Below are 20,192 nucleotides of genomic sequence, written 5' to 3'. Positions count from 1 at the left end.
TGCAGCAACCGGGCTGCGTCAGCCGAACGTCCACTGCTGGTTGGCGCCGCCGTGGCAGGTCCACAGGACGACCCTGGTGCCGTTGGCGGTCGCGGCGCCGTTGACGTCCAGGCAGAGTCCGGAACCACCGGTGATCGTGCCGTTGGCGTTGACCGTCCAGCGCTGGTTCGCACTGCCGTCACAGGTCGCGGTCACCACCGCCGTGCCCGCCGCCGACTGGTTGTTCTGCGGTGCCGCGCAGCGGAGCGTCGATCCGCTGTAGACGGTGAGCTGGCCGGACGCGGTGCGCGTCCACGTCTGGTTCGCCCCCGCGTGGCAGTCCCAGATCTGCACCGCCGCACCGACGGCGGTGCTCGCACCGTTGACGTCGAGGCACCGGCCGGCGGCCAGCGCGCGCACCGGTCCGGTGGAACCGCCGCCACCGCCGGTGCCGTACCCGGCCGCGATGATGTTGGCCTGCACGGCGTTCTCGGTCGTGTCGGAGGGGTATCCGGCCACCATGGCGCCCTCGTAGAACGTGCCGGCGCTGAGGTTCGCGCCGCCGTCGGGCTTGCAGCAGTCACCACCGCTGCCGAGGATGATGGCGCCCTGCTTCTTCATCGGGCTGTAGCCCGGTGGCAGCGAGCCGTCCCACAACGTCGTCATGGTGCCGTTCTGCGCGTTGCCGCCCTTGAGCGCGAACCGCGTGGTGCCGTTGTTCTTGAGCATGGCGGTGACGAACCTGGTGGGGAACGCCCGCTGGTTCGGGTTCCACGACTGGCTGCCGCCGGGGAAGAGGCCCCACTCGAGGTCGGCCTGCACCCACGGACCGGTGCCCTGGCAGCCGCCGAACCAGCACTGCGTGCTGAAGTTGATGGCGTCCATCGCCCCGGCCGCGTCGGCCTTGCGGGTGGTCTCGCTGTTGCCGTAGTCGAAGCAGCAGCCGCCGTTGACGTGCGTGCCGCTGGTGACCATGTACATGCCCTCCGGCGCGCTGCCGGTGGGGACGCCGGTCAGGTGGCCATCGCGCCAGTAGCTGTTGCCGGGGTTGATGTAGAGCGAGTAGGCCTTGTCGCCGCCGACGGTCAGCGCCTCGGACGTCGCGACGGCCGGCCTGCTCTGCGGCGAGCCGGGCACGACGCTGGACCCCTGGTACCACAGGTCGTTGCCGCGGCCGGACTGGTCGTAGACCACCGTGACCACGCACGTGGTGCCCGCGCAGAACGCGTCCTGCGTGGCCGCGTTCGCGTTGCCGCCCGCGGTCAGCACGGCGATGTCGCGCGTCGTGCTGTCCGACGAACGCCGGACCTGGTAGAGGTTTCCGCCGTAGGAGCCGTAAAGCGCTCGCACCGTGCTGTGCGCGGCGATGCAGGGCGTGCCACCGGACGCGTAGATGTCGCACGTCCCGGTGGCCGCTGCCGCCACCGGTGCCGGTGCCGCCGCGGGAGTTGACGCCGCTGAGCCGACCGGGAGGACGGCCAGCGCGAGGGACAGGCCCAGTGCCGCGTGCAGAACGCGCCTCGGGCTGGTTCGGGTCGTTGTCATGAGCCGCTCCACTGCGTTGTGGGGGATCGGAGACCGGCGGGGACCGTCACCGGCCCCAGAGCCGCCAGGTCTGGTTGAGCTGGCTGTTCTGGTTCACGGCCTTGCACGTCCACTGGATGGTCCGGGCGCCCGCCGCGGTCGAGACGCCGTTCACGTCCACGCACTTGCCGCTGGCACGCGCCACGAGCTGGTGGTCGTGCGGGTCGTTGCCGCTGTAGGTGACCCTGCGCACCGTGAACTGCTGGGCGGTCGACCCCGGCGCGCAGGTCTGCTGCACGACCGGGGCACCGTCCGCGGCCGAGGAGACGTCCAGGCACTTGCCCGACTGCTGGTTGGCGACGGTGAAGGTGTCGGCCACGCCCGCGACCGGCGTGAAGTTCCACAGCTGCTGGTCACCGCCCTCGCAGGGGAACTGCTGCTGCTGGTTGCCGTCGGCGGTGCTCAGGTTCGTGTTGTCCAGGCACTGCTGGGAGTGCTGCGCCGCGGCCACGGTCTGGAACCCGGCCGAGCCGGGCGGCAGCAGCGTGATCGTGGACGTCTCGTTGACGTCGTTGTGCGGCACGGTGACCGTGACGGCGTTGCCGGACAACGACACCACGGAGTTCTGCACGGTGACCGGACCTTGCACTGCACCGCCGTTGTTGTGCGGGATGCGCTGCACGAGAACGCGGACCTGGTTGTTCTGCACGATCCCGGTCGTGGTGTCCAGGCGCTGCAACGTGACCGCGACGTTGCCGGTCGTGCTGCCGCCGCCGATGAGGACCTTCGCGACACCGTTGGCCTTGGTGGCGAACGAGTCGTAGGACTGGCTCGGCGTGGTGGCGGTGCTCTGGCCGGTCTGCCCGGCGTAGAACCGGTAGACCCACCACTCGCCCTTGGGCTGGTGCTGCCCGGCCGCGTTGCGCACCAGCAGGTTGCCGAGGTCGTTGTGCAGGTTGCCCGCACTGGCCCAGTTGGCGCGCAGCCCGTCGACACCGGCGCGTTCCAGCCGCGCGATGTACCACGCCCCGTCGCCGGGGTTCTGCTCGTTCGACGCGCCGTACTCGTTGATCTGGTACGGCCGCGGGTGCGGGATGCCCCGCGCGTCGAGCGTCGCGTTCGCCGTGGCGACGTTGGCGACCGGGTCGCCGGGCAGCGCGTGCCAGCTGAAGACGTCGGGCACGACGTTGTTGGCGCGCACGAAGTCCAGGTACTGCACCCACCAGCCGCCGGTGGACGGCACGCCCGCGTGGCTCGGCCCGACGATCAGGTGCGCGGGGAACGCCGCCCGGACGCGCTGGTACGTGCGGCGCCACAGCTCGAAGTACTGCGCCTGCGACCGGTTCCAGAACGTCGTGATGTTGGCTTCGTTCCACAGGTCCCACTGCACCGGCACGCCGGTCGCCCGGACGTCGTCGATCACGCGGGTGAGGAAGTTGTCGTAGTCGGTCCAGTTGCCGTTGTCGCCGGGGAAGCGCGAGATCGGGTAGCCGTCCGCGCCCCACAGGTCGTGGGGCAGCAGCACGAACTCACCGCCCAGTGCGCGCGTCCGCAACAACTGCGCCCTGGTCGCGTTCCAGCGGCGCTCGTACTTGCCCGAAACCCAGCCGCCGGGGCTGTCGAGCTGCGCGCCGCCCGCGCGCATGTACCGGAACTTGACGTCGCGGAAGAAGTGGTCGGCGGGCCCCGCGGCGTTCTCCGTCATGCCGTAGATCCAGCCGGAGGCGCGCTGGGCGGGGGTGCCGGTGGTCGTGGCGAAGTCGACGCTGATGGCCTCGTTCGCAGCCTGGGCAGGGGTGGTGAACGCGAAGGCTGACACGAGTACCGCCAAGAGGGCTGTGCGGGTTCGTCGGTGAACCATGGGTGGGCTCCGTAACGGGTCAGGGGCGACGGAGACTCGAACCGGTTCGATCGAGGAGTGAAAGTACGCGCACAGCGGAGTTCCGGGCAAGAGGCTCGTGGGTCGAACCGGTTCGGATGCAGCGCGGCGAGCCGCGCCGTTCGTCTCGCGCAGAGGCGCCCTGGCCGGACCGCCCGTTCCGCGCGCCGACCGCAGGTCGAGGCTCAGCCGCTGCGGCGCGCCCCGGTGCTCGACCGCAGCGTGATCGACGGCGCCAGCAGCGCGTGCCGCGGCGTGGCCGTCGGGTCGGCGATCTGCTCCAACAGCAGGTCGACCGCGAGCCGCGCCATCTGCCCCGCGGGCACGTCGGCGGCGGTCAGCGGCGGGTGGAAGTCCTCGGCGAGCCGGTCGGCGATCACGCCGGTGAGCGAGAAGTCGCGGGGCACGTCGAGGCGGGCCGCGTGCAACGCGCGCTGCACGCCGGGCAGTGCGGCCTCGTTGATCGTCACGGCCGCCGTCACCTCCGGCCAGTCCGCCCGGATCTGCTCGAAGCACGCCACGCCGGCGGCCGGGTCGTCGGAGCAGCACACGTCGTGGGCGATCAGGCCGCACTCCGCGGCGGTCCGCAGGAACGCGGCCGTCGCGCGCACCGCCGGGCCGTAGCCGGACGCGACCAGCTCGGCGGAGCGGTTGACCAGCACGATGTCGCGGTGCCCGAGGTCGGCGAGGTGCCGCACGCAGCGGCTGATCAGGCCGCCGTAGTCGACGTCGACCCACCAGGAGGCGGCCGGGTCCGCGACGTGGCCGATCGTCACGAACGGCAGGCCGGTGCTGGTCAGGCGCTCGACGCGCGGGTCGTGCAGCAGGATCTCCATCAAGATCACCCCGTCGACCCTGCGGCCGGTCACCACGCGGTCGAACGAGCGGTCGTGGTCGCCGCCGCTGGGGGAGAGCAGCACGTCGTGGTCGTGCGCGGCGGCCGCCTCGACGACGCTCGCGACGAAGCTCAGCTGCACGTCGGTCAGCCGGGTGCTCGCGGGCGGGATCACCAGGCCGAGCGTCCTGGTGCGGCCTTCGGCGAGGGCGCGAGCGCTGGCGTTGGGCCGGAAGCCGAGCTCGGCGATGACGTCGTTGATCCGCCGGACGGTCGCCGCGGACACCGGCCGCTTGCCGCTCAGCGCGTACGACACGGTGCTGCGGGAGACCCCGGCCCGCCGGGCGATCTCGCCGATGTTCATGCCGCTTCCCCTCGTCGAAGGAACCGATTCGACAGTCGACACTGTAGGCCACCGCCTCTTGCACGCGGTCAGCCGAGACGGCTACGTTGGCGCGGCTGCTCGAAAATCGAACCGGTTCGATGATTGCCGGCGACGGGGCCGGCAGGGAGGACCACCTCATGCGACGCGCAGCCCTGACCCTCCTCGCGGCCGGCCTGGCCGTGACCGCGTGCACCTCGGCGCCGAGCGCGGGCGCGCCGGACGTGTTCTCCGTCTGGGACCCCTACCCGCAGTTCACCGCCGGCTCCGAGTGGGCGCGCACCGTCGACCGGTGCGGTTCCGAGGCCGGCGTCGAGGTGCGGCGGCAGTCCTTCGACACCACCGACCTGACCGGCAAGGTGCTGCTCGCCGCACAGCAGCGCACGGCGCCGCACGTCCTGGTCGTCGACAACCCCGTGGTGTCGACGCTCGCCGAGGGCGGCGTGCTGCGGCCCAACTCCGAGGTCGGCCTCGACGCGTCCGCGGCGGCGCCCAACCTCGTGTCGGCCGGTGCGCTCGACGGGCAGACCTACGGCGTTCCCATCGGTGCCAACACTTTGGCGCTCTACTACAACAGGTCCGTGCTCGCCGCCGCCGGTGTCGAGCCCGCGGCGATCACGGACTGGGCGGCCCTCACCACCGCGCTGGCCAAGGTGAAGGCGGCGGGCAAGAAGGGCATCACGTTCTCCGCGATCGGCACCGAGGAGGGCACCTTCCAGTTCCTGCCGTGGTTCTGGGGTTCGGGCGCCGCGCTCACCGACCTCGGCTCCACCCAGGCCGTCAGCGCGCTGACGCTGTGGAAGTCGTGGCTGGACCAGGGTTTCGCGCCCAACTCGGTCATCGGCAACACCCAGACCACCAGCTGGCAGGAGTTCGCCACCGGCGAGTACGCCTTCGCCGAGAACGGCACCTGGCAGCTGCAGAACGCGAAGAAGACCGGCTTCGAGTACGGCGTCATCGCGATCCCGGGTCGCACCGGCGGCACCGCGCCCGCGCCGACGGGAGGCGAGTTCGTGACCGTGCCCGTGCAGGACGACAAGGCCACCGAGACCAAGGCCGGGCAGATCGCCGCCTGCCTCACGAGCCCGGAACGCGTGCTCGCCGCCGACACCGCCCTGACCTACGTCTCCACCGTGCGGTCGGTGCAGGAGCAGCAGGTGGCCGCCCTGCCCGAGCTGGCGGTGTGGGTGGCCGCGGTGAACGCCGCCAAGGGGCGCACCGGCGACAACCTCGGCACCCGCTACCCGCGCATCTCGCAACCGCTGTGGGGTGCGGTGCAGGCCGCGCTCACCGGCGCCAAGACACCGGAGGCCGCGTTGAAGGACGCCCAGGCCACCGCGGCCGCCGCGAAGTAGCCGTGCGCGCACGGCTCGCAGCCTGGGCGTTCGCGGCCCCGCTCAGCGCGTACCTGCTGATCTCCTACGCGTACCCCCTGTACACCACGGTGGAGCTGAGCCTGCGCGGCTACACCGTGCGGACGTTCGTCCGCGGTGGCGCGCCGTTCGTCGGGCTCGACAACTACGTGGCGGTGTTCGCCGACCCGACGTTCCGCACGGCGGTGCTGAACACGGTGCTGTTCACGGTCGTGTCGCTGGGTTTCCAGTACACGATCGGCCTGGCGCTGGCGGTGTTCTTCGCCCGCGACTTCCCGCTGTCGGCGACGTTGCGCGCGTTGTTCCTCGTGCCGTGGCTGCTGCCGCTGATCGTGTCGGCGTCGACCTGGGCGTGGCTGCTCAACAGCGAGTCGGGTCTGGTCAACGCGGCACTGGCGGCGGTCGGCCTCGACCCGGTGAACTGGCTGACCTCCCCGTCGTGGTCGCTGGTGTCGGTGACCATCGCCAACATCTGGATCGGCGTGCCGTTCAACCTCGTGGTGCTCTACAGCGGCCTGCGCACGATCCCGCCCGAGGTGCACGAAGCGTCCGCTTTGGACGGTGCGAGCGGCTGGCAGACGTTCCGGCACGTCACGTTCCCCATGCTGCGGCCGGTCTCCGCGATCACGCTGCTGCTCGGGCTGGTCTACACGCTCAAGGTGTTCGACCTGATCTGGGTCATGACCAGGGGCGGGCCGAGCGGCTCGTCGACGACGCTCGCGACCTGGTCCTACGAGCTCGGCTTCGGTGGCGCGCTGCCGCGGTTCGGGCCCAGCGCCGCCGTGGGGACCGTGCTGATCCTCGTCTCGCTGGTGGCCGGGCTCTGCTACGCGCGGGTGCAGGAGCGCGGATGAGGGCCCGGTCGTGGCGCACGTGGGCCGGTCTGGGGCTGACCGCGGTGATGCTGTTCCCGGTCTACTGGATGGTCGCGGTTTCCCTGACCCCGGCGGGGGAGATGCGGAAGTCGCCGCCGAACCTGTTCCCGGCCTCACCCACGCTGGAGGGCTACCGGCGGGTGCTGCACGAACAGCTGCCGTACTTCGGCACCAGCCTGCTGGTCGCGCTGGGCACCGTCGTGCTCACCCTGCTGCTGGCCGCGCCGGCCGCGTACGCGCTGGCGAAGCTGTGGCCGACCGGGCGGCGCGTGCTCGGGTTCGTGCTGCTGGTCGCGCAGATGGTCCCCGGGATCATCATGGCGCTCGGCTTCTACGGGCTCTACGTGCGGCTGGGCATCACGAACAGGGTGTGGGGCCTCGTCTTCGCCGACTCGACGGTGGCGGTGCCGTTCGCGGTGCTGGTCCTGACGTCGTTCATCGCGGCGGTGCCGGACGAGCTGCTGCAGGCCGCCCGCATCGACGGCGCGGGACCGTGGCGCACGTTCGTCTCGGTGGTGCTGCCCGCGAGCCGCAACGGCCTGGTGACCGCGGCGCTGTTCGCGTTCCTGTGGGCGTGGTCGGACTTCGTGTTCGCCGCGACCCTCGACTCCGGTGGCGCCTGGCAGCCGTTGACGCTCGGCATCTACCGCTACATCGGCAACAACAACCAGGAGTGGAACGCGATCATGGCCACCGCCGTGGTCGCGTCGGTGCCGGCCGCCGTGCTGCTCGTGCTGGCCCAGCGCTACGTGGCCGCCGGGGTCACCTCCGGCGCCGTGAAGGACTGAGTTCGAAGGACCGAGAGGAACGCCGTGGCAACCGAGTTCTCCGTGCGCGAGATCCCCTTCAGCCGGTCCGGCGCCTGGTTCGGCCTCTCCCCGGTGGTGGGACTGGCCACCTACGCCGACGACGTGCACCTCGTCTCGCACCGCAACGGCATGCACCCGTTGCTGCGCCTGGTTCCCGTGCCGGCGCCGGCCGAGGTGACCGCCGATCCCGCGACCCTCACCTGGAGCACCGGGCAGGGCCGGGTCACCGCGGTGTTCTCGGCACCGGACGTCCTGCGGATCTCGGGCACCGGCACCGGACTGGAGCTCAGCGCCGCCGAACCGGCGCTGACCCCGTTCACCGGCACGTACTTCTTCGCCGACCCGGCCGGTGGACTGGTCTTCACCTCCTACGAGACCGGCCACCGGCTGCGCCTGACCGTCCTGTCCGGACGGTGGGACCAGGCGGGCGACCAGGCGCTCGGCGCGGCGCGGCGGGCGGTGGTGCTGAGCGCGGAGGAACCGTGGGAGCTGCTGGTCGAGGAGATCGGCACGGCCCGCGCGCCGTTCTCACCCGTCACGACCTTCGCCGAGGACGTGACGGCCGTGCACGAGGAGTTCACCCGGTTCGCCGACGCCGTGGCACCGTGGCGCGACGACCACGTCCCGGCCGCCGAGCTGGCCGCCTACGTGCTCTGGTCGGCCACCGTGCGCCCGGCCGGGTTCGTGCGTCGCCCGGCCGTGCTGATGTCGAAGCACTGGATGGACAAGGTGTGGAGCTGGGACCACTGCTTCACCGCGCTGGCGCTGGCCGGTGGCGCGCCGGAGCTCGCGTGGCAGCAGTTCCAGGTGGTGTTCGACCACCAGGACGCCGAGGGCGCGCTGCCCGACTCCGTCACGCACTCCGAGGTGCTGCGCAACTTCGTCAAGCCGCCGATCCACGGCTGGGCGCTCTCCCTGCTGCGCCACCGCCTCCCCGGCGGGCTGCCGGACGTGGGAACCGCCTACCGCCAGCTGTCCGCGTGGACCTCGTTCTGGCTCGACCACCGCCGCGCACCCGGCAGCCGCCTGCCGCACTACGAGCACGGCAACGACAGCGGCTGGGACAACTCGACGGTGTTCCGCGAGGAACGCCTGGTCCGCTCACCTGACCTGGCCGCGTTCCTGGTGCTGCAGTGCCGGGAGCTCGCCGTCCTCGCCGCCGAGACCGGCGAGAACTCCGCCCGTTGGTCCGAGCAGGCCGACGAGCTGCTGACGGCCCTGCTCGACGAGCTGTGGCACGGCGACCACTTCGTGAGCCAGGGCGTCGCGAGCGGCACGAAACGGCGCAGCGCGAGCCTGCTCGACCTGATGCCCGTCGTGCTGGGCGAACACCTGCCGCGCGAGGTGTTCGAGCACCTCTGCGCCGGGGTGGCCGCGCACCTCACGTCCGTCGGGCCGGCCACCGAACGGCCGGACTCGCCCTGGTACGAACCCGACGGCTACTGGCGCGGACCGGTGTGGGCGCCCGCCACCGTGCTCGTCGAGGACGGCCTGCGCCGCGGCGGCGCGGTGGAGCTGGCCGACCTGGTGAGCGCCCGGTTCCTGGCCACGTGCGAGAAGTCGGGGTTCGCCGAGAACTTCGACGCGTTGACGGGGGAGGGGCTGCGCGACCGCGCCTACACCTGGACCGCGGCCGCCTACCTGCTGCTCGCGGAGCGCCGTGCCGTCGGTCAGCAGCCCACGCGGCGCGACCCCAGTGCGATGTCGTCGACCCACAGGTCGTAGGCGCCGTCGTTGGGCTGGTAGAGCTGCCACCCGATCTTCACCGTGTCGAACGCCGGGAACACGAAGTCCACCGGGTTGCCGCCGTGCGAGCGGGTCGAGACGGTCAGGTCGGGTTGCGGCTTGCCGTCGAACCACAGCTCGACGCGGTTGTCGGGGGCGTCCATCCGCCACTCGACGCACTGCCACACGTCCTCGCGCGAGGGCGCGGACTCCCGCCAGTTCGTCCAGTCACCGGTCGGGCCGCCGTCGGCACCGACGCCCCACAGCGCGCGGCCGGACGTGGGCACGTACTGGCCGCCCAGCGGTCGCACGACCTCCGCGCTGCCCTGGCCGGTGGCCTCGACGAGGGTGTAGTGCGCCCAGTCGGGCTTCTTCGGGAAGGCGTCCACCTTCAGCCGCATCCGGCCGTAGAAGCTGTTGCCCGGTGCGGAGAAGTCGTCGACCCGCAGGAACGCGCGGCCGTTGGCCTCGGTGTGCACGTGCAGCACCCGCTGGCCGCGGGCCGCCTTCTCCACGGTCAGCGTGCCGTGCCGGGTGTCGACGCCCCACCGCAGGCTGGTCGCGCCGCCCAGCGGCACGGACTGGAAGTCCTCGCAGAACAGCAGGTCCGCGCGGGCGCACGAGCGGGTGTGCGCGGTCGCGGACGGCAGGCCCGCCAGCAGGAGGGGGAGGGCCAGGACCACGGACATCGCTTTCCGCAAAGGCATGCCCGGCAATCTACGAGATCGGCCGCAAACGGTGCCAGCAAAGGACTTCCGGCCCGCGATCTTCGCGTCGAATTCGACGGGGGCGGCCGGGCGAGCCATACGCGGACGTGACCGGCAGATTCGTGAATGCGGGCGGTTTGCCCGGTTCAGCGCTGCCGCCGGGGGTGTCCGGCCCGCTACCGTGCGGCACGTGGGCGGACGTGGCGAGGTCCGGATCCTCGGGCCGGTGGAGGTGTGCGGCCCGCTCGGCCGGGCCGAGCTGAACGGCGTCCGCCAGCGCAGCGTCGTGGCGGTGCTCGCCCTCCGCGCCGGCACACCGGTTTCCGTCGACCGCCTGGTGGACGTGCTGTGGGGGGACGATCCGCCGCGCACGGCCGTGCGGTCGTTGCACAGCCACGTCGCACGGGTGCGGCAGGCGCTCGCGGACTGCGGGATGCCCGGCGCGCTCGTCACCGGTCCCGGCGGCTACCGGCTGGACGCCTCCGTGGACGCCGACCGGTTCGAGCGGACCAGGGACCTGGCGCTGTGGCGGGGCGAACCGCTGGGCGGCACCGAGCTGTTCGGGTGGGGCCGCGCGGAGATCGGCCGGTTGCGCGAGCAGCGGCTCACCGCCCTGGAGGCGCACTGGGCGCAGCGGCTCGACCGCCAGGACGCGATCAGCGAGCTGGAACGGCTGGTGGTGAGCCACCCGACCAGGGAACGGCTCGTCGGCCTGCTGATGCGGGCGCTGCACCTGGACGGGAGGCACGCGGACGCGCTTGAAGCGTTCCAGCGCCTCAGATCCCGGCTCGCCGACGAGCTCGGCGCCGACCCCGGTCCCGAGCTGAGCGCCCTGCACACCGCCGTTCTGCGGCGCGACCCCTCCCTGCACAGCGCGAAACCCGCCACGCGCACCGCGAGACCGGCCCAGCTGCCCGCCCGTGCCGGGCACTTCACCGGCCGGGCCGCCGAGCTCGCCGCACTGGCCGGCCTGCCGCCGATCGTCGTGGTCTCCGGTGTCGCCGGCGTCGGCAAGACCACCTTCGCGGTCGAGTGGGCGCACCGGGTCGCCGACCGGTTCCCCGACGGGCAGGTGTTCCTGGACCTGCAACGGCTCACGCCCGCCCAGGCGCTGGCCGAGGTGCTGCACGCGCTCGGTGTCCCCGCTGACCGGACACCCGCCGACCCGGCCGCGCTGTACCGGACGCTCACCCACGGCAAACGGCTGCTGATCGTGCTCGACGACGTCCGCCGCGCGCGGGACGTGCTGCCGCTCGTGCCCGGCGACCAGGGCAACCTGCTGCTGGTCACGAGCCGCGACACGCTCTCCGCGCTCGGCACGCACCACGCCGTGCACACGGTGCGCCTCGGCCTGCTGAGCGAACCGGAGGCGCACGACCTGCTCGCCGACATCCTCGGCGCGCAGCGGGTGCACGCGGAGTCCGACGCGACCTCGGCCCTCGCCGTCCACTGCGGACGGTTGCCGCTCGCGCTGCGGATCGCGGCGGCGCGGCTCGCGGTGCGACCCGGCAGGCGGATCGCCGACCTGGTGCGGGAGCTGACCCGCAACGACCCGCTCGACGTGCTGGCGGTCGAGGGCGACGACCGCACCGTCCGCACGGTGTTCGCGAGCGCGCACCGCACGCTCAGCCCGCAGGCGGCCCGCCTGTTCCGCGTGCTCGGCGAGCACCCGGGGGCCAGCTTCCCCGCCGACCTCGCCGACGCGCTGGGACCGGGGCTCGACGAGCTGGTCGCGTCGCACCTCGTCAGCGAGGTCGGCGCCGGCCGGTACGCGCTGCACGACCTGGTCCGGCTGTTCGCCCGGCAGAGCGGTGACCTCGGCGACGGGCTGGAACGCCTGCTCGACCGGTACCTGACGATCGCGCACGCGGCCAACGCGGTGCTCAACCCGCGCCACGACCTCGTGACCCGCCCGCCGTGCGACGACCTGCCGTTCGCGGCCGACCGCGTCGAGGTGCTGGCCCACCTCGACGCCGAGCGCGACAACCTGCTGCACGTCATCCGGCTGGCCGCGAACGCCGGTCTGCGGCGGGAGACCTGGCAACTGGCGTACCTGCTGACGAGCTACTTCGAGGCGCGCGGCAACTGGGCGGCGCGCGTGGAGCAGTGCGAGCACGCCGTCGCGGCCGCCCGCGCGCTCGGTGACCGGCGGGCGGAGGCGGAGATGTTGCGCGGCCTGGGGATCGCGTTGCAGATGACCTCGCGCATCGCGGAGGCCATGGTGGTGCAGCGGCAGGCGCTCGCGCTCGTCCAGGAGGCCGGCGACCTGCGCGGGGAGGCCCGGCTGCACAACAACATCGGCAACGCGCACTCCGAGCTGCGCGAGTTCGACCGGGCGCTGGAGTCTTACGAGGCCGCCATGCGGGTGCACGGCGCGGCGGGTGACGCGGTGGGCGTGGCGCTGGCGCGGCGCAACCTCGGCTACACCTGCGTGCGGATGGGCCGGGCGGACCGCGCGGTCGGGCCGTTGTTCGCGGCGCTGGAGACCTTCCGCGCGGAGGGGAACTCCCGGCTGGAGGCGGCGACCCTGATGTCGCTGGGCAACGCCTTCCACCAGCTCGCCGACCGGGCACCGGCGCTGCGCTACTTCGGGGACGCGCTGCGGATCAGCCGCGAGGTCACCGACCACCGCTTCGAGGCCGACGCGCTCACCCACCTCGGCGTCACGCAGCTCGCACTCGGCGATCCGGCGGTGGCGCGGGAGCACCTGACCGGTGCGTTGTCGATCTGCCGGGCACTGGGCGACCGCCACCGCGAGGCCTACGCGCTGCACCAGCTCGGCGAGACCGCGCTCGCCCTGGGCGACCTCGCCGCCGCCCGCGACCACCTCGCGGCCGCGCTGACCGCCCGCGCCCAGGCGCCGGACGCCTTCGAGGAGGCCTCGGTCCACCGCTCGTGCGCCGACCTGGAGGGCCGGTGCGGGCGGTGGACCGAGGCCCTGCGCCACTGGGCTCAGGCGCTCAGGCTGTTCACCTCGTGCCGCCGATCGTGAACACCGCGACCGCCTTGCCGACCTGACCCGGTCTCACTGCGGTGATCTGCAGGGTGAACTGCTTCTGCTGGGCACCGACCCGCAACACCGTGTAGGGCACCTGGGCGTAGCTCTGACCGGCCTTGATCGTGACCGTTCCGCCCTGCGCGGACCGGTAGTCCTCGCCCTGCTTCGCGGTGCCGTCCACGAACCGGTACGACACCTCGACGTTCTCCTGCGTGGCGCCGTAGCGCAGTGCCAGCGTCGCCGCGTACGGACCCGTCTTCTCGTGCACCGGCCCGTCCTGCGCGTCCACCACCACCGGGCAGTCGGGCGGGTTGCAGTCCGGTGCTCCGTGTGCAGGCACGACTCCCAGCAACAGGAGCAACAACACCATGATCGTCTTCATTGACCACCCCTTCGGCGGGTCCGTCTCCGTTCAACGGAGTCGGACCCGCCGGGGCTGATACTCACTCCTTGTCGTTGATCCGGTACTGCGCACCACCGAGGTCGAGGCCCTGCGCGTCGATCTGGTGCACCTCCAGCACCGCCGGTGCGGCCTCCACGTCGGTCGCGAAGGTCACGCCGATCTGAATCCGCTCCTCCGCCTTGAGCGTGAGCCCTTCGAAGCGGGCGAGCTTCGGCTCGACGACCTGGAACTGCGTCTCACCGACCTGCCGCACACCGGTGCCCCGCTGACCGGTCGCCTTCCACCTGGCGGCGAGGTCAGGGCCGAGGTCGACCGTCACCGTGCCGGTGAACTGCCGCTCCGGCTGCTCCAGCACCAGCGCCTGCCTGGTGTCGAACGCCTCCGGGTTGCCGATCGTGTACGGCCGGGTGATCGGCCGGCCGGGGAGGACCCGCACCGAGTCGACGTTGCGCCACGCGATGTTGTTGTTGCGCTGGGCGTTGAGCTGCGTGTTGGACCCCTCGGCGAACGTCATCGGGTCGGCGCTGGACACCCAGCGGGCGAGCAGGCAGAAGTGCGCGGGACCGGGCACGTTCCAGCCGGGCCAGGTGATCATCACGGTCGAGCCGCTGACCGGCACGCTCGCGCCCACGCCGCCGATGTAGGTCCAGCCGCCCGGCCACGCCGTGCCGCCGCCGAGGTTGCTGCGGTACAGGTGCAGGGCGCCGTCCACGTTGCCGAGGCCGTTCGGCTTGCGGCGCAGGTTGACGAACACGTAGTTGGTCGCGCCCACGATCGGCTGCTGCGAGGTCGCGCACGGCGTCGGCGTGTAGCAGACCCGGATGTCGGGGCTGTGGTAGATGCTGCCGCTGCTGGGTTCGTTGCCGATGTCGCTGCCGTTGTCGCGGATGTAGACGTCGCGGTAGGCCGGTGTGGCGTTCGCCGTCGGCACGACGGCGAGCCCCACGATCGAGAGAAGTGCGACCACCATCGCGGCCAGCTTGGTTCTCACCATGTCCTCCTCGGTTGTGCTCTGCTACCGAAGGAGTACCGGCGCGCTGTTGTGGAGCGGTTGTCGTGCTGTTGTCAGCCGGCCGGCGCTGCCTGTCCGCCGGGGCCGGAGAGGTGCCACACCTCCCGCATCGGCACCCACCAGTGCCCGGAGTCCGGCTCCGCCAGCGACTCCTGGCACGGGTCGGTGAACGTCCACCACCGTTGCGTCTCCGGGTCCGCCGCGATGCGGGCCTGGTCGGCGTCGTGGTCGTCGCCGACGTACTCGTAGTAGCCGAACAGCAGGTCGCCGTGCAGGAAGATCGTGAAGTTGCGCATGTTCGCGTCGAGCAGCGTCTGCTCGACCGCGGGCCAGACGGCCGAGTGCAGCTCCAGGTACTCCTCGCGCTTCTCCGGGCGCAGCCGGATCAGCATGCCGAAGCGCTGTGGTTCCATGCGGGGGAGCTCTCCTTCGCGGGCGGCGGGGTCTTCGTTCTACGCGTTGAGCACGGGACTTTCCACGTCCTGCCCGACCTCCACCGCGTGCAGGCGGTGCCCGGCGCGTTCGGGCCGGATGTGCGGGCCACCGGACAGGGCAGCGGGCCGCAGGTCACCGGCCGCGGCGATCCTCTCCTCGTCGACGCGCAGCCCGAGGCCGGGGGTCTCGCCCAGGACGTACGCCCCGTCCGCCACGGTCAGGTCGATCTCCACGCCCACCGGCGGGCGGAGGTCCTGCAGTTCGCTCACCAGGTGGTTGGGCACGGACGCGGCGGCGTGCAGCAGCCCCACCGGGCTCGTGCCGATCGGGCTCACCGGCAGGTCGTGGGCGTGGGCCAGCGCGGCGACCCGCAGGAAGTGCGTGATCCCCCAGACGGCGGCGGTCTGCACGACGTCGACGGCACCGGCGGCGATCAGCGGGCGGTGCTGTTCGAGTCCGGTGAGGTTCTCGCCGGTGGCGACCGACGCGCGGATGCCGCGCCCGACCGCCGCGTGGCCCTCGACGTCCCAGCGCCGCACCGGTTCCTCGACCCAGGTCAGGTCGAAGGTGCGTTCCAGCTCGCTGACGTAGCGGACCGCCTGCTTGCGCGTCCAGGTCTCGTTGACGTCCAGCATCAGGCTGGGCCGGGCGCCGCCGCCCGCCTCGGTGAGGACGTCGCGGACCAGGGCGAGGCGGTGCCGGTCGCGGTCCACGTCGAGGCCGCCCTTGAGCTTCGCCGCGCGCAGCCCGTGCGCGGCGTACTCCTGGTACACCGCGACCAGCTCGTCATCGGGCAGCGCGACGCACAGCCCGGAGGCGTAGGCGGGCACACGGCGGTCACGGCCCCCGAGCAGCCGCCACAGCGGTTCGCCCGCCGCCTGCGCCTTGATGTCCCACAACGCGGTGTCGACCGCGCCGATCGTGCCGAAGACCGCGCCGGCGTGGCCCGCCTTGAACACCCGGCGCAGCATCCGGTCGTAGAGGGCGGTGACCGAACGCGGGTCCTCGCCCTCGATGGCGGCGAAGACGGTGTCGGCCTCCACGTGCGGGCCGAGCCCGACCCCGGTCAGGCCGGTGTCGGTCTCCACGACGACGACGGGGACCCGGACCAGGCCGTCGGGGTGGACGCCGTTGGCGTCCCCGACCGGGCGGCCCCAGTCCTGGACCGTGGTGAGGGTCCGCAGACCAGTGATGCGCATGTCAGCCCTTCGTCGACCCGGCGGTGACCCCGTCGGCGATCTGTCGTTGCAGGAAGAGGTAGACGAGCAGGACGGGGACCGCGGCGATGAGCACGCCGGAGGCGAACGTGGGGATGTCGTCGGAGTACTGCCCGCGCAACGACGTCACGCCCACCATCAGCGTGCGGTGCTCGGCCGACGGCATCACCAGCAGCGCGATGAGCACGTCGTTCCAGCAGAAGAGCGCGTTGAGCACCCCGACCGACAGCAGCGCGGGCGCGCCGATCGGCAGCATGATCCGCCAGTAGACGCCGTAGACGGAGTTCCCGTCGATCCGCGCGGCGTCCACGATCTCCGCCGGCACGGTCGAGTAGTAGCTCGTCAGCAGGAAGATCGTGAACGGCAGGAACTGCGCCACGTAGGCCAGCACCAGCCCCGGGTAGGTGTCGACGAGCCCGGTGTCGGCCATGATCCGCGCCAGCGGCACCATGATCACCTGGAACGGGATGAACAACGCCGCCAGCACGCCCAGGAACAGCGCGGAGGAACCGCGGAACCGCAGCCGGGCCAACGCGAAACCCGCCATCGACCCGAGCAGCAGCAGCAGCGCGACCGAACAGGTCACGACGACCACCGAGTTGAGGAAGTAGCGCGACATCCCGACGCTGGTCCACGCCTTGACGACGTTGTCGAGGCTGAAGGAGCCGGCGGGGGAGAACCGGTCGAGCACGTACTCGCGCCGCGTCTTCACCGCCACGTTGGCCGTGAACACCAGCGGGTAGACCGTGGCCAGCGCGAGCAGCGCCATCGGGACCGCGACCACCCACCTGCTCAGCCGGGAACCGGTCATCAGTCGTCCCTCCCGGTGCGCCGCAGGACCGCGACCTGGGCCAGCCCCACCACGAGCATGATCAGGAACAGCGCCGTGGAGGCCGCGGAGGCGAGCGCGGGCTGGTTCAGCTGCCCCTGCTGGATCCACACGTAGTACTCGGGCAGGTAGGTCGACCCCTCCGGGCCACCGCTCGTCATCACGTACACCAGGCCGAACATCGACGTCAGCAGCCCGATCATCGTCGTGACGAAGACGAACTGGATCGTGCGGGACAGGCCGGGCACGACCACGTGCCGGATCCGCTGCACCAACGACGCGCCGTCCACCTCGGCGGCGTCGAGCAGCGAGCGGTCGAGGGTCGCGAACCCGGCCAGGAACACCACCAGCCCCATGCCGAACGTCGCCCACACGTGCACACCGACGACCGCGAAGATCGCCACGCCGGGGTCGCCCAGCCAGTCCACCGGCCCGAGGCCCGCGAGGCCGAGCAGCGCGTTGACCGGGCCGTCGAACGCCAGCAGCAGCGTGAAGATCGCGCCGACGATCACCGGGGACAGCACGGCGGGGAAGAAGTACACGCCGCGGTAGACGCGGTGGCCGGGCACCTTCAGGAAGATGAACGTCGCGAGCAGCCCGGGGACCGCCACGGCCACCGGCAGCAGCAGCACGAGCAGGCCCACGTTGCGCAGCGCCGTGCGGAACAGCGGGTCGTCGAGCAACGCCAGGTAGTTGGCGAACCCGACGGCCTGGCCGTTGCGGTCGCCGTCGCCGGTGAAGGAGAAGTTGATCCCCAGCACCAGCGGCCACAGCCGCAGCCCGACGATCACCAGGACGGCCGGGGCCAGCAGCACCAGGGGAGCCAGGCGCTCGGACCGCGGGCCACCGCGGCGTCGCCGGGTGGGCGGGGCAGCGGGCCGGACGGGCCCGGTGGTGGCCGGGCCCGCGGGCGAGAGGGAGGGTGCCGTCACGCCGTCAGCCCGTCTTGTCGGAGGCCGCGAGCTGCTGCAGCACCTCGTCCACCGTGGCCGAGCCGCTGAGCAGCTGCTGCGAGAGCCGGCCCATGAGGTCGACCGTCTTGGACGACAACGCCACGTGCAGGGCGGGCTTGCCCGACTTCACCTCGCCGACGATGGTCTTGACCGCGGGGCCGCCGGCTGCGGTGTCGATCGTCGTGTCGGCCGCGATCGCGCCGCCGTCGAGGTAGAACGCCTTCAGCGCCTCGGTGGAGGTCAGCGACCGGACGAGGTCGGCGGCGACCCCCTGGTCCTTCGTCCACTTCGCGACGGCGTAGCCGATGCCGCCGTCGTAGGCCAGGCTCGGCTGCGCGGCCGGGTTGACCAGGGGTGCGGGCCGGACGCCGACCTTCTCCGGGGTGAGGAACTCGGCGAAGTCCTTCCAGTGCCCCACGTCCGACATCAGGCCGATGACGTTGGCGGCCTTGGCGGCGTTGAAGGCGGCGAACGCGTCGTTGAACATGGCGGTCGAGTTGGCGCCGTCGGTGTTCAGCCCGCTGTCGCCGGTCTGCTTCCACAGCTCGAAGACCTTCTTGACGTCCGGTGAGGACCAGTCGCGCTTGCCGGCGATCCAGGCGTCGTACTCCTGCGGCGTCAGGACGGCCGATCCCATGGCGGACAGGAAGAACTGGATCCCGATGCCCTCCTTGTTGCCCAGCGCGAAGCACTTCGCGCCGGTCTTCTGGGTGATGACGCCGCAGTCGCGCACGAAGTCGTCCCAGGTCTTCGCGGGGGAGTCGGGGTTGAGCCCGGCCTTCTGGTAGAGGTCCCTGTTGTAGTAGATCGGGTGGCCCTGCAGGGTCACCGGTGCGGCGTAGACCTTGCCCTTGTCGGTGAACGCGTCCCAGCCCGCTAAGCGGCCGCGGTCCTCGGAGACGAAGGAGTCGAGCGGGGCGAGCGCGTCGGAGCGGTCGCGGATCTGGCCGCCGCCGTTGAACAGGACCACGTCCGGTCCCTTGCCCGCCTGGATGGCCGCGCCGAGCAGCGTGTAGTACTGGTCGAACGGCTGCGCCACGAACTCGACCTGCACGCCGGGGTGCTTCTTCGCGAAGTCGGCCTTGGCCTTCTCGACGTAGCCGCGCGTCTTGGCGTCACCGGACTTCCAGTCCCACACCACGAGCTTGTCGCTCGCACCGCCGGAGGACGTGCCCGGCCCGGAGGCGCTCCCGCAGCCCGCTGTCAACGCAAGACCCACCACCAGGGCGGCCGACCACAGTGTGCGCTGCTTCATCGCTGCTCACTTCCCGAGACGGTTGGCCGGGGGAGACCGGCCCGACGAGGTCTGCCTGAACGTAAGTCGTATGACGTATTACGTCAACGGGTCATTCGGGGTACGCTCCGCAGCGCGCTCCAGCGCATCGGCGGAGCGCGACCGGAGGAACGGATGACGGCATCAGGCCAGCGGCCGGGCGCGGCCGTGGGCGCGCACCCCGCCCCGGGCTGGGTGCGCGGACCGGCGAACCTGGCCAGGGCGATCACGACCGAGCTCGTGGAGCGGATCGTGCGCGGCGACCACCCGCCGGGCACGTCGCTGCCGCCGGAGCCGGTGCTGTGCGAGACGTTCTCGGTGAGCCGCACGGTGGTCCGCGAGGCCGTGAAGGTGTTGCAGGAGAAGGGTCTCGTCCAGGTGCGCCAGGGAGCGGGCACGCTGGTCACGCCGCCGTCGATGTGGAACATGCTCGACGAGCTCGTGCTGGGCGCCGTCGTCGCCGAGGACGAGACGCTGGGGGTCCTCGACGACCTGGTGGTCACCCGCAGGCTGCTGGAGTCCGACATGGCCCTGGTCGCCGCGCGGGTCGCGGACGACGCCACCGTGGCCGCACTGCGCGACCTGGTGGACCTGATGGACCGGCTGGTGGACGACCCCACCGCCTACCGCGAGCAGGACCACGTCTTCCACGACACGATCATGCGCGCGTCCGGCAACCGCATTGCCAGAGGCGTCGTGCGGTCGTTGGAGAGCCAGGTGTTCAACACCGCCCGCTACACGGGCAGGACCGACAGCGAGCTGTGCGCGGCCTCGAACCGGGGACACCGCCGCATCTGCGAGCGCATCGCGGCGCACGACCCGGAAGGCGCCGCCGAGGCCATGTTCACCCACATCACCGAGGCCTGGCTCGTGCGCCGCACGGACGTGGGCGAGCCGGGCCGCCTGGACCGCTGATCTTCTCGCACCTCCTGGCGCACACCGGTTCCGCCACCGCCGTGCGCCGCTCCTCCCACAGGCATTCGA

17 protein-coding genes are annotated in these 20,192 nt (G+C 71.9%); 6 read left to right on the top strand and 11 right to left on the bottom strand.

Annotated features, from left to right (window positions below):
- Nucleotides 1–18 precede the first annotated feature (18 nt).
- From ACZ7CD_RS18230 to ACZ7CD_RS18220, 3 genes are all read right to left on the bottom strand, one after another.
- Nucleotides 19–1,524 carry an arabinofuranosidase catalytic domain-containing protein gene (locus ACZ7CD_RS18230; protein ID WP_360389328.1) on the bottom strand — a complete coding sequence of 502 codons (1,506 nt, stop codon included), beginning with the start codon at nt 1,522–1,524 and terminating at the stop codon, nt 19–21.
- 46 nt (nt 1,525–1,570) lie between these two features.
- The gene (locus tag ACZ7CD_RS18225; RefSeq protein ID WP_360389326.1) at nt 1,571–3,322 is read right to left on the bottom strand and encodes an RICIN domain-containing protein; all 1,752 of its coding nucleotides are present in this window, start codon (nt 3,320–3,322) and stop codon (nt 1,571–1,573) included.
- Between the two features lie 245 nt (nt 3,323–3,567).
- Nucleotides 3,568–4,581: a LacI family DNA-binding transcriptional regulator gene (locus tag ACZ7CD_RS18220; RefSeq protein WP_470379306.1), complete on the bottom strand. Its 1,014-nt coding sequence runs from the start codon at nt 4,579–4,581 to the stop codon at nt 3,568–3,570.
- Nucleotides 4,582–4,739: 158 nt separating this feature from the next.
- Here ACZ7CD_RS18220 and ACZ7CD_RS18215 point away from each other — a divergent pair, with 158 nt between their 5' ends.
- The 4 genes from ACZ7CD_RS18215 to ACZ7CD_RS18200 are packed head-to-tail and all read left to right on the top strand — an operon-like array spanning nt 4,740 to nt 9,381.
- Entirely contained in the window at nt 4,740–5,954 is a 1,215-nt protein-coding gene (locus ACZ7CD_RS18215) for a sugar ABC transporter substrate-binding protein (RefSeq protein ID WP_470379305.1), read from the top strand.
- Nucleotides 5,955–5,956: 2 nt separating this feature from the next.
- Complete coding sequence (locus tag ACZ7CD_RS18210) at nt 5,957–6,826, top strand: carbohydrate ABC transporter permease (RefSeq protein WP_470379304.1); 870 nt, start codon at nt 5,957–5,959, stop codon at nt 6,824–6,826.
- Nucleotides 6,823–7,635, top strand: a complete 813-nt coding sequence (locus tag ACZ7CD_RS18205; RefSeq protein WP_470379303.1) for a carbohydrate ABC transporter permease — start codon at nt 6,823–6,825, stop codon at nt 7,633–7,635. Before ACZ7CD_RS18210 ends, ACZ7CD_RS18205 begins: the two co-directional genes overlap by 4 nt.
- A 24-nt stretch (nt 7,636–7,659) precedes the next feature.
- A complete protein-coding gene (locus tag ACZ7CD_RS18200) occupies nt 7,660–9,381 on the top strand; it encodes an amylo-alpha-1,6-glucosidase (RefSeq protein ID WP_470379302.1) in 1,722 nt (573 codons plus the stop codon).
- Here the strand turns inward: ACZ7CD_RS18200 and ACZ7CD_RS18195 are convergent.
- Nucleotides 9,327–10,088: a hypothetical protein gene (locus ACZ7CD_RS18195; RefSeq protein WP_470370476.1), complete on the bottom strand. Its 762-nt coding sequence runs from the start codon at nt 10,086–10,088 to the stop codon at nt 9,327–9,329. The genes ACZ7CD_RS18200 and ACZ7CD_RS18195 overlap by 55 nt on opposite strands.
- Before the next feature lie 190 nt (nt 10,089–10,278).
- On the opposite strand from ACZ7CD_RS18195, the gene ACZ7CD_RS18190 reads away from it, so the two are divergent.
- Nucleotides 10,279–13,080, top strand: coding sequence for an AfsR/SARP family transcriptional regulator (locus ACZ7CD_RS18190; protein ID WP_470379301.1), 2,802 nt, complete (start codon nt 10,279–10,281; stop codon nt 13,078–13,080).
- On the opposite strand, the gene ACZ7CD_RS18185 is transcribed toward ACZ7CD_RS18190, so the two are convergent.
- From ACZ7CD_RS18185 to ACZ7CD_RS18155, 7 genes are all read right to left on the bottom strand, one after another.
- Complete coding sequence (locus ACZ7CD_RS18185) at nt 13,058–13,468, bottom strand: Calx-beta domain-containing protein (protein WP_360389296.1); 411 nt, start codon at nt 13,466–13,468, stop codon at nt 13,058–13,060. The genes ACZ7CD_RS18190 and ACZ7CD_RS18185 overlap by 23 nt on opposite strands.
- Before the next feature lie 61 nt (nt 13,469–13,529).
- Nucleotides 13,530–14,480 carry a hypothetical protein gene (locus tag ACZ7CD_RS18180; RefSeq protein WP_470370477.1) on the bottom strand — a complete coding sequence of 317 codons (951 nt, stop codon included), beginning with the start codon at nt 14,478–14,480 and terminating at the stop codon, nt 13,530–13,532.
- Between the two features lie 74 nt (nt 14,481–14,554).
- Nucleotides 14,555–14,914 carry an L-rhamnose mutarotase gene (locus ACZ7CD_RS18175; protein WP_360389291.1) on the bottom strand — a complete coding sequence of 120 codons (360 nt, stop codon included), beginning with the start codon at nt 14,912–14,914 and terminating at the stop codon, nt 14,555–14,557.
- A 39-nt stretch (nt 14,915–14,953) separates the two neighbouring features.
- Nucleotides 14,954–16,135: a mandelate racemase/muconate lactonizing enzyme family protein gene (locus tag ACZ7CD_RS18170; RefSeq protein ID WP_470379300.1), complete on the bottom strand. Its 1,182-nt coding sequence runs from the start codon at nt 16,133–16,135 to the stop codon at nt 14,954–14,956.
- A gap of 1 nt (nt 16,136) precedes the next feature.
- Nucleotides 16,137–16,964: a carbohydrate ABC transporter permease gene (locus ACZ7CD_RS18165; protein WP_360389285.1), complete on the bottom strand. Its 828-nt coding sequence runs from the start codon at nt 16,962–16,964 to the stop codon at nt 16,137–16,139.
- On the bottom strand, nt 16,964–17,914 hold the full coding sequence (locus ACZ7CD_RS18160; protein ID WP_360389282.1) for a carbohydrate ABC transporter permease: 951 nt from the start codon (nt 17,912–17,914) through the stop codon (nt 16,964–16,966). Before ACZ7CD_RS18160 ends, ACZ7CD_RS18165 begins: the two co-directional genes overlap by 1 nt.
- A gap of 4 nt (nt 17,915–17,918) precedes the next feature.
- Nucleotides 17,919–19,190, bottom strand: a complete 1,272-nt coding sequence (locus tag ACZ7CD_RS18155) for an ABC transporter substrate-binding protein (RefSeq protein WP_360389280.1) — start codon at nt 19,188–19,190, stop codon at nt 17,919–17,921.
- Between the two features lie 153 nt (nt 19,191–19,343).
- On the opposite strand from ACZ7CD_RS18155, the gene ACZ7CD_RS18150 reads away from it, so the two are divergent.
- Nucleotides 19,344–20,123, top strand: a complete 780-nt coding sequence (locus ACZ7CD_RS18150; protein ID WP_458431854.1) for a FadR/GntR family transcriptional regulator — start codon at nt 19,344–19,346, stop codon at nt 20,121–20,123.
- The last annotated feature ends 69 nt before the right edge of the window (nt 20,124–20,192 follow it).

Source organism: Lentzea sp. NPDC036949, assembly GCF_055608075.1.
This window is presented reverse-complemented; position numbering and strand designations above follow the sequence as displayed.